Annotated in this window: 2 protein-coding genes (1 of these 2 only partly in view); both read left to right on the forward strand. The window is 65.8% G+C overall.

Going from position 1 to position 16,948, the window contains the following annotated elements; all coding sequences use genetic code 11:
- Positions 1-9,765, forward strand: coding sequence for an amino acid adenylation domain-containing protein (locus AC1MEK_RS13095; protein WP_480396704.1), 9,765 nt, complete (start codon positions 1-3; stop codon positions 9,763-9,765).
- Positions 9,765-16,948: the 5' end (the start) of a non-ribosomal peptide synthase/polyketide synthase gene (locus AC1MEK_RS13100; protein ID WP_480396705.1), read on the forward strand. It continues 8,983 nt past the right edge of the window; only the first 7,184 of its 16,167 coding nucleotides appear in the window; its start codon is at positions 9,765-9,767; its stop codon lies off the right edge, out of view. The genes AC1MEK_RS13095 and AC1MEK_RS13100 overlap by 1 nt, the downstream gene beginning before the upstream one ends.

A 16,948-nucleotide genomic window follows, 5' to 3' on the forward strand; every position in this document is an offset into this window, starting at 1 on the left:
ATGAAATCCATACGAGATCAGGCCGCGCATTTTCCCGAACTGGTGGGCTTGTATGCGCAGAGCCAGCCGGACCGGATTGCCCTTCGACACATCGTTTCCGAAGACCACGAACCGCTGCTGACCAGCTACGCACAGCTGGATCGGCAGGCGCGTTCCATCGCCGGCCTGTTGCAGCATCACCTGGGCACCCAAGGCGGCGAGCGCTGTGTGCTGATCCTGCCCACTGGCGCCGATTACGCCGCCGCATTCCTGGGCTGCCTGCACGCCAATGTCATCGCGGTGCCGGCGTTCGCGCCCGAGTACAACCGCCAGACCCACCTGGACCGCCTGACCGGCATTCTCCAGGACGCCGCGCCCGGCATGGTGCTGGGTCGCCGCGAAGACCTCGACAAATTCCAGCACCTGCTGCAGCCGTTCATGCCGGCCGGCGGGCTCTTCTGCGCCATCGAAGAGGTCCACGGCTGGGAGGTGAGTTTCCAGCCGTCGCTGATCGACACCTCGTCGCTGGCCTTCCTGCAATACACCTCCGGCTCCACCAGCGCGCCCAAGGGCGTGATGGTTTCCCATGACAACCTGATGGCCAACGAAGTGGCCATGGCCCGGCACTTCGTCACCGATGCCGCCAGCGAAAGCTGGGTCAGCTGGCTGCCGCTGTACCACGACATGGGCCTGATGTGCGGCCTGCTGCTGCCGCTGTACTACGGCGGCACGCTGAACCTGATGTCGCCCAATTATTTCCTCGGTCGCCCGGCGCGTTGGCTGGAAGTGATGAGCCAGTACGGCGGCACCTTCTCCGGCGGCCCGGATTTCGCCTATCGCCTGTGCGTGGAGCGGATCAAGCCCAGCGCCGTGAAGCAGCTCAATCTTGAGAAATGGAGCCTGGCATTTTCCGGCTCAGAGCCGATCCGCATCGCCACGCTGGACGCCTTCAGTGAGCACTTCGCGCCTGCCGGTTTCGACCGTCGCGCCCTGACCCCGAGCTACGGCCTGGCCGAGGCGACGCTGTTCGTCAGCGCCGCCATCCGCGAGAAGCCGTTCGGCATCAAGCGCTTCGACGGCAACCAGTTGTCGATGGGTGAGGCCGATGGCGCGCTGTTCGCCAACCAGAAAGAGACCAGCCGCCTGCCGGGCTGTGGCTGGTGCCGTGACGATCACGCTTTGCGCATTGTCGACCCGGCCAGCGAAAGCGTGCTGCCGGAAGGGCAGGTGGGTGAGATCTGGATCGCGGGGCCCAGTGTCGCCGAAGGTTATTGGCAGAACGCCGAAGCCACCGCGCGGACCTTCGTCGAGCAGGACGGCCAGCGCTGGCTGCGCAGCGGCGACCTGGGCATCGCCCATGATCGTGAACTGTTTATTTGCGGCCGCCTGAAAGACCTGATCATCCTCAACGGCCAGAACCTCTATCCGCAGGACATCGAACAATCCCTGGAAAAGAGCGTCGAGCTGCTGCGTCGCGGGCGCATCGCCGCCTTCCCGGTGACCGACGAGCAGGGCGCCGAAGGCGTCGGCCTGGCGTTGGAAATCAGCCGCAACGTACGCCGCCTGATGAAGCCCGCGATGATTTGCGAAGCGGTGCGCGATGCCGTGTCCGAGCTGTTTCTGGTGGCGCCGAAAGTCATCGTGCTGCTGGAGCCGGGCGCCTTGCCACGCACCACCAGCGGCAAGCTGCAACGTTCGGCCTGCCGTGCCGGTTGGCAGAACGGCAGCCTGGACAGCTTCGCGATCTGGCAGGACGGTCGTCTGCTGGACGCCGAAAGTGAAGCAGGCGCCGACAACAGTGCGGCGCTGCTGCCCGAAGTCCTCGCCGCCTGGCGCGAAGTGCTGGGCAAGGACGATCTGGCCGCCCACGATCACTTCTTCGCCCGTGGCGGCGACTCGGTGGGCGTGGTCCAGGTGCTGTCGCGGCTCAACAATGAGCTGGGTCTCAAACTCGAGCCCGCGCACCTGTTCGAGCATCCGACGCTGGGTGCCTTCAACGCCTACATCGCCAGCCAGAACCGCAGCGGCGAGCGCCCGCAAGCCGTTGCACGCATCTCCCGCGACACCGCACCGGAGCAGTCCTTCGCCCAGCAACGCCTGTGGTTCCTCGCACAACTGGAGCCGGACAGCAGCGCCTATCACCTGTGCGGGCAGTTGAGCCTGAAGGGCGCCGTCGATGACCTCGCCCTGCAACGCAGCTTCGATGATCTGGCTGCACGTCACGAAAGCCTGCGCACCACCTTCGCCATCGACGCCAATGAAGTGCTGGTGCAGCGCATTCACGCGCCGCAACCAGTGCTCATCGAGCGTCACGACCTGAGCCTGCACGCCCAGCCGGTGGAAGCCTTGGGCGAGCTGGCCAAGGCTGCGGTCGAGCAGCCGATGGACCTGCAGACTGGCCCGCTGTGGCGCGTGCTCAACGTGCGCCTGGGCATCGACCAGCAACAGATCGTGCTGGTGCTGCACCACATTATCTCCGACGGCTGGTCGGTGCAGGTCATCCTCATGGAACTGGCCGCGCTGTACGGCGCCCATGCGCAAAACCGCACGCCAGCGCTGGCGGAACTGCCGATCCAGTACGCCGACTTCGCCGCCTGGCAGCGTGAGCGCCTGGCCGCTGGCGAGCGCGAGCGGCAACTGAGCTACTGGCGCGAACGCTTGGGCGATACGCAGCCAGTGCTCGATCTGCCAGCGGATCGTGTGCGTCCGGTTCAGCAAAGCCATCGCGGCGCGCGCTACGCCATCGCCTTTGATCGCACCCTCAGCCAGGGCCTGCGCGATCTGGCCGCCGGTCACGGCGCCACGCTGTTCATGGTCATGCTCGCGGCCTACAAGACCCTGTTGCAACGCTACAGCAGCCAGAGCGACCTGCGGGTCGGCGTGCCGGTGGCGGGGCGTACCTGCACCGAGGCCGAAGGGCTGGTCGGGTTGTTCGTCAACACCCTGGTGCTGCGTACCGAGGTGTCGCCGCAGCAGTCGTTCAGCGCGTTGATCGAGGCGGTCAAGCACACCGCCCTCGGCGCGCAGAACCATCAGGACTTGCCGTTCGAGCAACTGGTCGAGGCGCTGGGCGTCACCCGCAACCTCAGCCACAACCCGCTGTGCCAGGTGAAATTCACCCAGCAGTTCCCGCTGCCGCAGAACGTCGAAATGGGCGGCCTGCGCATGGACGTCAACCAGCTGGACGACTTCTCGGCGCACTTCGATCTGGGCCTGGACATCACCGACACCGCCGAAGGCATTCAGGCGGTGTTCACCTACGCTTGCGACCTGTTCGACGAGCCACGCATCGCCGGTTTCGCCGCCGACCTGCTGCGTATCTGCGCGCAAGTAGTGGCGCAACCGCAAGGGCGTTTGAGCGAGCTGCAGGTGTCGGCGGTGCCGTCGCAGCTGGAGGCCGAAGCCGTAGCCTTCGCCGCCAGCGACGTGCTGAAACTGTGGAACGCCAGCGTCAAGGCGCAGCCGAGCAGAATCGCCTTGCAGCATGAAGCGCAGCAGCTCGATTTCGCTGAAACCGACGCCCAGGCCAACCGCCTGGCGCAGCATTTGCGCGATGCCGGTGTCGGCGCCGAAAGCCGCGTCGGTGTGCTGCTGGAGCGTTCGGTTGAGTTCGTCGTCGGCCTGCTGGCGGTGCTCAAGACCGGCGCGGCCTATGTGCCGCTGGACCCGAAATGGCCCGCCGAGCGCCATGCCTTCGTGCTGGCCGACAGCGGCGCGCGCTGGCTGATCAGCGATGCGCCGGCGCCAGGTGACTACTCCGGTGAAGTGATCGCCATGGACGCCAATGCGGCGTGGCGCGGCCAGCCCGCCGTGGCACCGGACCTGCACATTCACCCGCAGCAGGCGGCGTACCTGATCTACACCTCCGGCACCAGCGGCACGCCGAAGGGCGTGGTGGTCAGCCACGGCGCCCTGGCCGATTACGTGCAAGGTCTGCTCAAGCGCGTCGGCTTCGAGGGTGAGGGGAAGGCTGACGGGAGCATGGCGATGGTCTCCACCGTCGGTGCCGACCTGGGCCACACCGTGCTGTTCGGCGCGCTTTGCTCGGCGCAGACGCTACATCTGATCGCCCCGGAGCGTACCAACGACGCTGACCGCTTTGCCGCCTACATGGCCGAGCACCAGGTTGGCGTGCTGAAGATCGTGCCGACTCACCTGAGCGGCTTGCTGCAAGCGGCCAACGCCGCTGACGTGCTGCCGGAACAGGCGCTGATTCTCGGCGGCGATGCACTGCCCTGGGAGCTGGTCGCCCAAGTCAAACGCCTCAAGCCAGATTGCCGCGTCATCAACCATTACGGCCCGACTGAAACCACCGTGGGCGTGCTCAGCAACGAGCTGTTCGACGCCACGCCCACTGCGCAAACCGCGCCCATCGGCCGTCCGCTGCCCAACGCCGTGGCGCTGATCCTCAACGATCAACTGGAGCCGGTGGTGCAGGGCGATGTCGGCGAGCTGTACATCGGCGGGCCGGGCCTGGCCCGGGGTTATCACGACCGTCCGGCGCTGACCGCTGCAGTGTTCATTCCACATCCGAACGGCTCAGGTGCGCGCCTGTATCGCAGTGGCGACCGCGCGCGCTTGCTGGCCAACGGGCAGATCCAGTTCCTCGGCCGTGCCGACGATCAGGTCAAGGTCCGTGGCTATCGTGTGGCGCTGGGTGAAATCGCCCAGCGTCTGCGTCAGCTCGACGGCCTGCGCGATGCCCATGTGCGGGTCGATGATCGCGGCCAGTTGATCGCCTGGGCGTTGACTGACAAAGGCGCACAGGTCGATGGCGAAACGCTGCGTTCGCAGTTGGCCGAGAGCCTGCCGGACTACATGGTCCCCAGCCACGTCGTGACGCTGGACGCCTTCCCGCTGACCGCCAACGGCAAGCTCGATCACAAGGCCTTACCTGAGCCGCAAGTGCTGTCGCAAAGCTTCGAGGCGCCTCACGAGGGCGTCGAGGCGACGCTGGCCGCGCTCTGGGAAAAGGCCCTGAACGTCGAGGCCGTGGGCCGTCACGACAACTTCTTCACCCTGGGCGGCGACTCGATCCTGAGCCTGCAGATCATTGCCCGGGCGCGCCGTCAGGGCATTCGCCTGACGCCCAAGCAACTGTTCGAAAAACAGACCATCGCCGAACTGGCGCAGGTCGCCGTGGTTTCCGAAGCCAAGCCCGCTACCGCCCCTGTTGCCGCGCCGGCCTTGCCACGGGACTTCGCCCTGACGCCGATTCAGGCGCGCTTCTTCTCTTTGCCGGTGGCTGAGCGGGCGCACTGGAACCAGTCGCTGTTGCTGAACCTGCCCTTGGCGCTGGACAACAGCCTGTTGCAGCAAGCCCTCGCTGCGCTGTTGGCCCAGCACGACAGCCTGCGCCTGAGTTTCCATCAGGGTAGCGACGGCCAGTGGCTGCAGCGCTACCGCGACAGCGAAGACGCTGCCCGCGTGCTGTGGACCTGCGAGCTGAGCCGCGAGGAAGATCTGGCCTCGCTGAGTGATGAAGCCCAACGTAGCCTGAACATCGAGACCGGCCCATTGCTGCGGGTGGTGCATGCGCGCCTGCCGTCGGGCGAGGGCCGCCTGTTGCTGGCGATCCATCACCTGGCGGTGGACGGCGTGTCGTGGCGCGTGTTGCTCGAAGACCTGCAACAGGCCTACAGCCGCCTGGCTTCGGGGCAGAGTGTGACGCTGGCGGACAAGACCGCCAGTTTCCAGGCCTGGTCGCAAGCCTTGCAGACGCTGGCGCAGAGCCCGGAACTCAATGCGCAACTGCCGTACTGGCAGGCGCTCACAACCGAAGACGCCTGCCTGCCGGGGGATACCTCGGTGCAAAGCCGGGTGGGCGACGGCGAAGTCGTCGGCCTGACCCTCGACGCACAGGACACCCGCCGACTGCTCAGCGAAGCCCCGGCGGCCTACCGCACGCGCATCGACGACCTGCTGCTGGCCGCGTTGTCCCAAGCCTTGTGGCAGTGGAGCGGGCGCCGTCGGCATGTCATCGCCCTGGAAGGCCACGGCCGTGAGGACGTTTCTGCTGACGGCAATGGCGCGCTGGACCTGAGCCGCAGCGTCGGCTGGTTCACCAGCCTGTATCCGCTGGCACTGGAGGCGAGCGACGATGCGGTGACCACCCTCAAGTCGGTCAAGGAAGCCGTGCGCGCAGTGCCGGAAAAAGGCCTGGGTTATGGCGTGCTCAAGTATCTGGCCAAAGCCGGGCTGCCGGAGTTGATCGGCCAGGGCGTGACTTTCAACTATCTGGGTCGTTTCGACGACAGCGAAGGTGTGTTGTTCTCGCTGTCGACCCAGTCGCCCGCCAACCTGCGCGACCCGAAAGGTCCGCTGGCCAACGCCCTGGCAGTGGACGGTCAGGTGCGCGACGGTCAGTTGCACCTGGACTTCACTTTCAGCCGCGAGCGTTTCAGCCGTCAGACCATCGAGCAATTGGTGGCGCTGTATCGCGAGCACCTGCTGCAACTGATCGCCCATTGCAGCGACGAAGCCAACGCCGGCCTGACCCCGTCGGACTTCCCGCTGGCCGGGCTGAATCAGGCGCAACTCGATGCCCTGGCGATTCCGGCGCGGGAGATCGAAGACATCCTGCCGCTGGCGCCGATGCAACAGGGGATCCTGCTGCACAGCCTGCTGGAGCAGGGCAACGGCATCTACCTGATGCAGGACCAGTACGAAGTCGGCAGCGAGGTCAATTTCGACGCGTTCAAGTTCGCCTGGCAGCAAGTGGTGCAGCGTCATCCAGCCTTGCGCACGGCGTTCCATGGCCTGGAAAGCGGCGTGCAGCGTCAGGTGGTGATGCGTCGTGTGCCGTCGCCAGCGCAGTTGATCGACCTGAGCCATTTGTCCCGCGAAGCCGCCGAGGAGGAGCTGGCCGAGGTGCTCGCCGCCGAGCGTGAACAGGGCTTCGATTTCGCCCGCGCACCGCTGTTGCGCCTGCGTCTGGTCAAGTTCGGCGCGGCGGATTTCCGCATCGTGCAGAGCCACCACCACGCCCTGATCGACGCCTGGTGCCGGGGCCTGATGCTGACCGAGTTCTTCGCCCATTACCGCGCGCACCTGGACGGCCGCCACGTCAGCCTGCCTGCCGCACGGCCGTACCGCGACTTCCTCGCCTGGCTGGCCGAGCAGGACGAAGCGGTCAGCCGCGACTACTGGCGCAAGGCGCTGGCCGGGTTCACCGACGTCACGCCGTTGCCCTATCGCCACAGCCCCCAGCATTCCATGCAGCGCGAGCCGCAAATGCGCGACGTGACCCTGGCGCTGGGCAATGCGCAGACCGCGAAACTGGCCGATCAGGCGCGTCAGCATCGCCTGACCGCCAACACCTTTGTGCAGGCCGCCTGGGCATTGCTACTGATGCAGCACGCCGACCGCGATGACGTGCTGTTCGGCGTCACCGTTGCCGGTCGCCCGACCGAGCTGGAAGGCATCGAAGGCGCGCTGGGGCTGTTCATCAACACCTTGCCGCTGCGCATCGCTCGTCCGCAGCCAGGTGCGCCGGCCCTTGAACTGCTGAGCGCGTTGCAGGCGCAGAACGCCGACATGCGTCAGCACGAGCACATGTCGCTGGCTGACATCCAGCTGCTCGCCGACACCCCGCGCGGCCAGCCGCTGTTCGACAGCCTGTTCGTCTTTGAAAACGTTCCGTTGGGCGCCGAGGTTCAGCAGGCCGTGAACGAATACCGGATCAACCCGCTGGCCAACCGCACCCACACCAACTACCCGTTGACCGTGGTGCTGCTGCCGGGCGAATCGCTGCAACTCCAACTGACCTACGACACCCGTCACTTCAACGACAGCGACATGACCACCCTGGTGGGGCATTTCCGTCGTCTGCTCAACCAACTGATCGACAACCCGCAGCAGACCCTCGGCCAGCTGCAACTGCTGGAGCAGAGCGAGCGCGAGCAGTTGCTGCAACAGGGCCAGGGTCTGGTGGAAAAACACTGGTACACCATCAGCTATCTGGAGCGCTTCGAGTCCCGCGTGCAGGCCCATCCATCGCTGGAAGTGGCGCGCTGCCAGGGCCAGAACCTGACTTACAGCGAGCTCAACCGCGACGCCAACCGCATCGGCCACGGCCTGATCGGCGCCGGCGTGCAGGGCGATGACGTGGTGGCGCTGTATGCGCCGCGTGGCCTGGCATTACTGAGCATGATCATCGGCGCGTTCAAGGCCGGTGGCGCCTATCTGGCGCTGGACGATCGCCATCCGGCCGGGCGCAGTGCGCGCATGCTGGTCAGCAGCGCTGCGCAGGTTTTGGTCACGCCGCGCGAGTGCCTGGCTCAGGTCGACGCGATCGTCGCGCTGGCAGAGATCAAGCCGCGGGTGTTGATTCTGGAAGATTTGCTGGCAGCGGGGTCCGACAGCAATCCAGGCCGCTACGCCAGCGCCGAGCAACTGGCCTACGTCATCTTCACCTCCGGCTCCACCGGCGAGCCGAAAGGGGTGATGGTCAACCAGCGCGGCATGCTCAACAACCAGATGTCCAAGCTGCCGTACCTGCGCCTGGCCGAAGGCGACGTGATTGCCCAGACCGCCGCCACCGGCTTCGACATTTCCGTGTGGCAGTTCCTCACCGCGCCGCTGTTTGGTGGTCGCGTGGAGATTCTGCCGGACGCAGTGGTGCACGATCCGCAACGCCTGCTCGAAGAGGTGGTGGCCAATCAGGTCAGCGTGCTGGAGTGCGTGCCGGCGGTGATCGACGGCATGCTCGCCGTGGCGCCGCACAAGCTCGACGCCCTGCGCTGGCTGTTGCCGACCGGCGAGGCGCTGACCGTTGACCTGGCCACTCGCTGGTTCGTCCGCTATCCGAACGTGCCGCTGGTCAACGCCTACGGCCCTGCCGAGTGCGCCGATGACGTGGCGCTGCACACCCTGACCGGCGCTCCGGCGGCCAAATCGAACATGCCGATCGGCCGCGCCACCGACAACAACCGCCTGTACGTGCTCGATTCCAGCCTGCAACTGGCCGCGCCGGGCGTGGTGGGCGAGCTGTACATCGGCGGCGTTGGCGTTGGCCGTGGCTACGCGGCGCGTCCGGGCCTGACCGCCGAGCGCTTCCTGCCCGACCCGTTCGGCGAACCCGGCGCGCGGCTGTACCGCAGCGGCGACCTGGCGCGCTGGAACGCCGAGGGCGCGCTGGAATACGTGGGCCGTGCGGACTTCCAGGTGAAGATCCGTGGCCAGCGCATCGAGCTGGGCGAAATCGAAAACCTGCTGCTGGCCCAGCCTGCGGTGCACGACGCCGTGGTCAGCGCGCAGCCCACGCCCCATGGTCCGCAACTGGTGGGCTATGTGGTCGCGGAAAGCGGCCAGACGCTGTCGGCCGACGGGCTCAAGCGCGCGCTGGCCCAGGAGCTGCCGGCGTTCATGGTGCCTGCCCACGTGGTGCTGCTCGAGCGCATGCCGCGCAACGCCAACGGCAAGCTTGACCGCAAGGCACTGCCAGCCCCGGCGGCGCTCCTCAATAGCCACGAACGCAGTTTCGAGGCGCCCGAGGGCGAGCGCGAAGCGCTGCTGGCCGAGCTGTGGCAAGACCTGCTGAAAGTCGAGCGGGTCGGGCGCCACGACAACTTCTTTGAACTGGGTGGGCACTCGCTGCTGGCGACACGGCTGTTGTCGCGCATTCGCGAGCGCCTGGGAGTGAGCATTCCGCTGGCGCAGGCCTTCGAAGCCACCACCGTCGCCGCACAGGCGGCCCTGATCGACACCTTGCAGGGGCAGACCCTGACGCTGGAGGGGCTCGATGCCCTGGACGCGTTCATGAATGAGTTAGAGGAAAGCAACTGATGTCGCAACCGAGCATGACTTCGCAAAGCAAGCTGCAGGCCCTGGCTACGCGCTTTCTCAGCCTTGGCGCGGCGCAGCGCCGGGTGTTTCTGGGCAAGCTGCGCGAGCAGGGGCTGGATGCGTCGGCGTTGCCGATTCCCGCAGGCGTGGCCGGCGAGCGCAGCGCGACGTCCTTTTCCCAGCAGCGCTTGTGGTTTCTCGAACAACTGGAACCGGGCAACAGCACCTACTACCTGCCGGGTGCCCTGCGCCTGAAAGGCACGCTGGATGTCGCTGCCGTGCAGTCGGCTTTCGAGCGCGTTGCCCAGCGCCACGCCAGCTTGCGCACGGTGTTCGACACCGCCGAAGACGGCACACCGGAGCAGGTGGTGCTGGCGCAGCAGGCGTTGCCATTCGAACGCCTGAACGCCGCCGACGAAGGCGAGCTCAATGTGCTGTCCGCCGAGTTTGCCCGCCGTCCGTTCGATCTGGTGCAAGGCCCGCTGTGGCGGGTGGCGCTGGTCAAGGTTGCGCAAGACGAACACGTATTGCTGGTCTGCCTGCACCACATCATCGCCGACGGATGGTCGATCCAGGTGCTGTTGCTGGATTTCGTCCAGGCCTACCACGCCGCCCTTGAGGGCGACGATCAAGCCTTGCCTGAGCTGCCCCTGAGCTACGCCGACGTTGCCCTGTGGCAGCGCGCCTGCCTGGAAGCCGGGGAGGGCGATCGCCAGCTCGAATACTGGAAGCACCAACTGGGCGACGAGCCGCCGGTGCTGGAATTGCCTGCCGACCGCCCGCGCCCGGCCCGGCAGAGTTTCCGTGGCGCGCGCCTGCCGTTCGCCTTCGATGCAGCGCTGTCTGCACGCATGCGCGAGCTGGCGAAGCAGCGCGGGGTGACCCTGTTCACCGTGATGCTGGCCGCCTATCAAGTGCTGCTGCAACGCCTGAGCGGGCAGAACGATCTGCGCATCGGCGTGCCGATTGCCGGGCGTCAGCGCGCTGAAACCGAAGGGCTGATCGGCTTCTTCGTCAACACCCAGATCTTGCGTGGTGAAGTCACCTCCGAGGCCAGTTTCAACCGCATCATCGACAACGTACGCCTCGCCTCCCAAGGCGCCCAGGCCCATCAGGATCTGCCGTTCGAGCAACTGGTCGACGCACTCGCACCAGAGCGCAGCCTGAGCCACAACCCGTTGTTCCAGGTGCTGTACAACCATCAGCAGCGCCAGGATGAAGCGCTGCAACTGATGCCGGGCCTCGATGCCACCCTGATGCCGCTGGACAGCGGCAGCTCGCAGTTCGACCTAGCGCTGCACACCTGGGAAAACGCGGCCAGCGAGCTGGCGGGTAACTGGAACTACGCCACGGATTTGTTCGACCACGGCAGCATCCAGCGCCTGCACCAGCGCTTCGTGCAACTGTTCGCGCAGTTGCTGGAGCAGCCGGATGTGGCGATTGGTGATTTCGAACTGCTCGACCTTCAGGACCGCGCGCAGTTGGCGTTGGTCAATGACACGGCGCGGGACTGGGCGGCGGATGAAGTCGTGGTGCATCGGCATTTCGAGCGTCTGGCGGCGCAGCATCCTGATCGCGAGGCCTTGCGTTTTGGCGACAAGGCGCTGACGTATCGCGAGCTGGATCAGCGGGCCAACCAGCTCGCGCATTACCTGCGCTCGCAAGGCGTGGGTCGTGAGTCGCTGGTCGGTGTGGCGGCGCTGCGTTCGGTTGAAATGGTTGTGGCGCTGTATGCGGTGGTGAAGGCGGGCGCAGCCTATGTGCCGCTGGATCCGGAATACCCGGTCGATCGCCTGCGCTACATGCTGGAAGACGCTGGCATTGGTCTGCTGCTGAGCCACGATGCGGTGATCGATGATCTGCCGATTGTTGAAGGCTTGCAGGTGCTGAATCTGGATCGCCTCGATCTGACCGGTCAGCCGGTCACGGCGCCAGTGGTGGAGATTCACCCCGAGCAACTGGCCTACATGATCTACACCTCGGGTTCGACCGGTAAGCCGAAAGGCGCGGGCAATACCCACTCCGCGCTGTTCAACCGTCTGGCCTGGATGCAGGAAGCGTATCAACTCGACGCCTCTGATTCCGTGCTGCAAAAGACGCCATTCAGCTTCGACGTTTCGGTCTGGGAGTTCTTCTGGCCATTGATGGTCGGTGCACGCTTGGTGGTCGCTCAGCCGGGGGATCATCGCGATCCTGCCTTGCTCTCGGCCCTGATCGAACAGCACCAGATCAGCACCTTGCACTTCGTACCGTCGATGCTGGCCGCCTTTATGGCGCAGGACGATTTGTCCGGTTGCGCCTCGCTGAAACGCATCGTCTGCTCGGGTGAGGCCCTGCCTGCGGACTTGGCGCGAGAAACCCTGCAACGTCTGCCCAACGCCGGATTGTTCAACCTCTACGGCCCGACCGAAGCGGCCATCGACGTCACCCACTGGACCTGCAAAATCGAGCCCGGCGCCTCGGTGCCAATCGGTCAACCGATCGCCAACCTGCAGATCCATATCCTCGACAGCCGCCTGAATCCACAGCCTATCGGCGTACCCGGCGAGCTTTACATCGGCGGCGACGGCCTGGCCCGCGGTTACCACCTGCGCCCGGCATTGACCGCGGAGCGGTTCGTCGCCAGCCCGTTCGGCAACGGCGAGCGCCTGTACCGCACCGGCGACCTGGCGCGCTGGCGTGCCGACGGTGCCGTTGAGTATCTGGGTCGCTTGGATCACCAGATCAAACTGCGCGGCCTGCGCGTTGAAATCGGCGAGATCGAATCGGCGCTGCTGGACCATCCGGCAATCAGCGAAGCGGTGGTAGTCGCCCGCCAACTGGCCACCGGCATGCAACTGGTCGGCTATCTGGTCGCCGAGGCGTTCGACGAAGAACAACTGCGCACCCAACTGAAAAACCGCCTGCCGGACTACATGGTCCCGGCGCATCTGGTGACGCTGGATAAGTTCCCGCTCTCGGCCAACGGCAAGCTGGATCGCAAGGCACTGCCGGAACCGCAAGTGCAACAGCGTGCCTTCGAGGCGCCGCTGGCAGGCGTCGAGACTGAACTGGCGGCGCTGTGGCAAGACCTGCTGGGCGTCAAACAGGTCGGCCGTCAGGACAATTTCTTTGCCCTTGGCGGCGACTCGATCCTCAGCCTGCAAATCATCTCCCGCGCCAAGAAACGCGGGATCAGCCTGTCGCCACGGCAGATGTTCGAACGCCAGACCATCGCCGAACTGGCGCAAGTCGCTCAAGTGGTCAATCGCGATGAAGCCGCCGCACAGTCGCGCATCGAATTCAACCGCGACATCCCGCTGACACCGATCCAGCATTGGTTCTTCGAGCAATCCATGGCCAAGCGCAGCCACTGGAACCAGTCGCTGCTGCTGACCCCGACCGACGCGCTGGACGCGGGCGCGCTGAGCAAGGCGCTGCATGCGCTGATCGCGCAACATGACGCCTTGCGCATGAGCTTCGTGCGTCAGGACAACGGCCATTGGCAGCAGCGTTACCGCGAAGAGGTCAGCAGCGAAGGGCTGTTGTGGCAGCGTGAAGTCAGCACCGAGCGGCTCACTGAGGCCTGCGACGAAGCCCAGGCCAGCCTGAATCTGGCAGACGGCCCGCTGCTGCGCGCGGTGCATTTCAAACTGGCCGAAGGCGGCGAGCGCCTGCTGCTGGTGGTCCACCACTTGGTGATGGATGGCGTGTCCTGGCGCATCCTGCTGGAAGACCTGCACAACGGCTACGTTCAGGCGCAGGCACAACTGCAGGTCGATCTGGGTGAGAAGGGCCTGCCGTTCCAGCGCTGGGCCAACCGCCTGCTGGATTTCGCCTACAGCGACGCGCTGCTGGCCGAAGCCGATTACTGGCGCAACCTGCCAGCCGCGCCGCAACTGCCCTGTGCCCATCCGCTGGGCAAGGCATTGCAGGGCAATGTGCAGCAACTGCATCTGCAACTGGACGCCGAACGCAGCCAGGCGCTGCTCAGCGAGGTCCCGGCGGCCTATCGCACGCAGATCAACGACCTGCTGCTGACCGCGCTGACCCGCGCCATGCAACAGTGGAGCGGCCAGCCACGCGCACTGATCGCGCTGGAAGGCCATGGCCGTGAAGACTTGTTCGAAGGCTTCGATCCGGCCCGCACCGTGGGCTGGTTCACCAGCCTGTACCCGGTCAGCCTGCAGGCGCAGGACAACCTCGACGCCGCCCTCAAACACACCAAGGAAACCCTGCGCGCCGTGCCCCATGGCGGGCTGGGCTACGGCCTGTTGCGCCATTTGCGCGGCGAGGCCTTGCCGGCGCTGGATGGCTGCGTGCTGTTCAACTACATGGGCCGCCTGCAAGAGAGCAACGGCCTGTTCCGCCTTGCACAGGAATCCAGTGGTGCCCAGCGTGCCGCCGATGCGCCGTTGGCCTGTGAGCTGTCCATCGATGCCCAGGTGCGCGACGGCCAGTTCAGCCTGACCTGCAGCTACAGCGGCGAGCGTCACGAATCGGCGTCCATTCAAGGCTTGCTCGACGCCTATGCCGTCGCGCTTGAAGAACTGATCGAGCATTGCCGCACGCACTCGGCGGTCACTCCGTCGGACTTCCCATCGTTGAGCCTGAACCAGGCGCAACTGGATGCATTGCCGGTGGCCGCCCGCGACATCGAGCAGCTCTACCCGCTGACGCCGATGCAACAGGGCCTGCTATTCCATACTGAATTGAGCGACGCGCACGGGGCTGATCACGAAGGCGCGCGGGATCTGTACATCAACCAGGTGGCACTGGACATCGAGCATCTGCCGGTGGCGCGCTTCAAGTCGGCGTGGACCTCGGCGGTGCAGCGTCATCCGATCCTGCGTGCCGCGTTCCTGCGCCTGAAAGGCACGGAACAGCCAGTGCAACTGATCCGTCGCGGCGCGGCGCTCGACGTGCGCGAACTGGACCTGCGCAGCGATGCTCAAGCCATGAGCGCGGTGCTCGCCGCCGAGCGGGAAACCCCGTTCAACCTGCAGGATGCGCCGCTGATGCGCGTGCTGTTGGTGCGCCAGAGCGAGACCCAGTGGAAGCTGGTGTGGACCTTCCACCACATCCTGCTCGATGGCTGGAGCAGTGCAGCGGTGCTGGGCGAGGTGATTCAGGCGGCGATGTCCGATGCCGCGCCGCAGCCTGCCGGGCATTACGGCGATTACGTGCAGTGGCTGCTCAGCCGCGACGCCGAGGCCAGTGCGCAATTCTGGCAGACCCACCTGGCCGGCTTCGAACAGCCGACCATGATGGCAACGGCCCTGACCGCACCGACCTCGCCCACCGGCGAGCCGCTGCCGACCCAGGTGCTGGTCAAGTCGATGGACCTGGACAGCGAGCTGCTCAATAGCGCTGCCCGCCGTCAGCGCGTGACGGCCAACACCCTGATTCAAGCCGTCTGGGTGCTGCTGTTGCAGCGCTACACCGGGCAGCAGCGCGTGGCCTTCGGCGCCACGGTGTCCGGCCGTTCGGCACAGGTGCCAGGCATCGAGCGCATGCTCGGGCTGTTCATCAACACCCTGCCGCTGGTGCAGGCGCCCGAGGCGCAGCAGAAAGTCGGCGACTGGCTCAACGAGCTGCAACAGCACAACCTGGAACTGCGCGAGCACGAGCACACGCCGCTGTTCGAGGCCCAGCGCTATGCCGGGCATGCGGGGCGCGACCTGTTCGACAGCCTGGTGGTGTTCGAGAACTACCCGGTCGATGCGGTGCTGCGCGACAAGCAGACCAGCGGCCCGGGCAGCAACCCGGCCAAACTGGGCGCGGTCGAACTGAGCGACAAGACCCACTACCCGCTGAGCCTGGCCGTGGTGGCGGGCGAGCGCGCGCACATTCATGTGAACTACCACAGCAACGTGTTCAGCGCCGAGCAGATCGAGCGCCTGTGCGGGCATTTCCAGAAACTGCTCGACGGTGTCTGCCGTTTCCCGGACGCGTGCATTGGCGAGCTGTCGATGCTCACCGAGCGCGATGCCGAGCAGATGCATGCCTGGAACCGGCCGCCGTTCTCGGCCTACGTCGACCGTCCGATCCATGAACTGATCGCCGACCACGCGCGCCTGCGCCCGGATTCGATTGCACTGGTCCATGGCGAGCAGCGCCTGACCTTCGCCGAACTCGACCGTCGTGCCAACCAGCTGGCCCACGCCCTGCGCGCTCGCGGCATCGGCACCGAGGTTCGCGTGGCGATTGCCATGGAACGCGGCATCGATTTGTGGCTGTCGTTCCTCGCGGTGTTGAAGGCGGGCGGGGCGTACATTCCCCTCGACCCGGACTACCCGACCGAGCGCCTGCGCTACATGCTCGAAGACGGTGGCGTGAAGCTGCTGATCTCCCACGATGCGGCGCTGGGCCGTGTGCCGGTGGGCGATGTGCCGTTGCTCAATCTGGATCAGCTGGATGTCTCGGGTGAGCCGTTCACTGCGCCGGACGTGGTGATTCATCCGCAGCAACTGGCCTACCTGATCTACACCTCGGGTTCGACCGGCAAGCCGAAGGGCGCAGCCATCGCCCACGGCGATATCTCGATGCACATCCAGACCATCGGCGAGCGCTACCGCTTCACGCCCGATGACCGGAAATTCCACTTCCTGTCGATCAGCTTCGACGGCGCCCATGAAGGCTGGATGATACCGCTGTGTTACGGCGCGCGCGTGGTGCTGCGCGATCAGGAACTGTGGAGCGTCGAGCAGACCTACGACACGCTGATCCGCGAAGGCATCACCGTGGCCTCGTTCCCGCCGAGCTACCTGCGTCAGCTCTCGGATTGGGCCGGTCTGCAAGGCAAGGGCCCGGGGGTGAAAACCTACTGCTTCGCCGGTGAGGCGTTCAGCCGCGAAATGCTGCATGACGTGATCCGCAACCTGCAGCCGCTGTGGATTATCAACGGCTACGGCCCGACCGAAACCGTGGTCACGCCAACCCTGTGGCTGGCTTCGTCGGAAACCGCGGACTTCACCACCGCCTATGCGCCGATTGGTGATCTGGTGGGCGACCGTCAGGGCTATGTGATGGATGCCGACCTCAACCCGCTGCCGCAAGGGATTGCCGGTGAGCTGTACCTGGGTGGCGCCGTTGCAAGGGGTTATCTGGACCGTCCGGGCGCCACCGCCGAACGCTTCCTGCCGCACCCGTTCCGCGCCGGCGAGCGCATCTATCGCAGTGGCGACCGCGTGCGGTTGAACAG

It is taken from the genome of Pseudomonas sp. 2 (assembly GCF_056627435.1).

Bases quoted from the DNA above. Each gene is read 5' to 3' on its own strand.
- AC1MEK_RS13095 (WP_480396704.1), top strand. From the start codon at position 1: ATGAAATCCATACGAGATCAGGCCGCGCATTTTCCCGAACTGGTGGGC.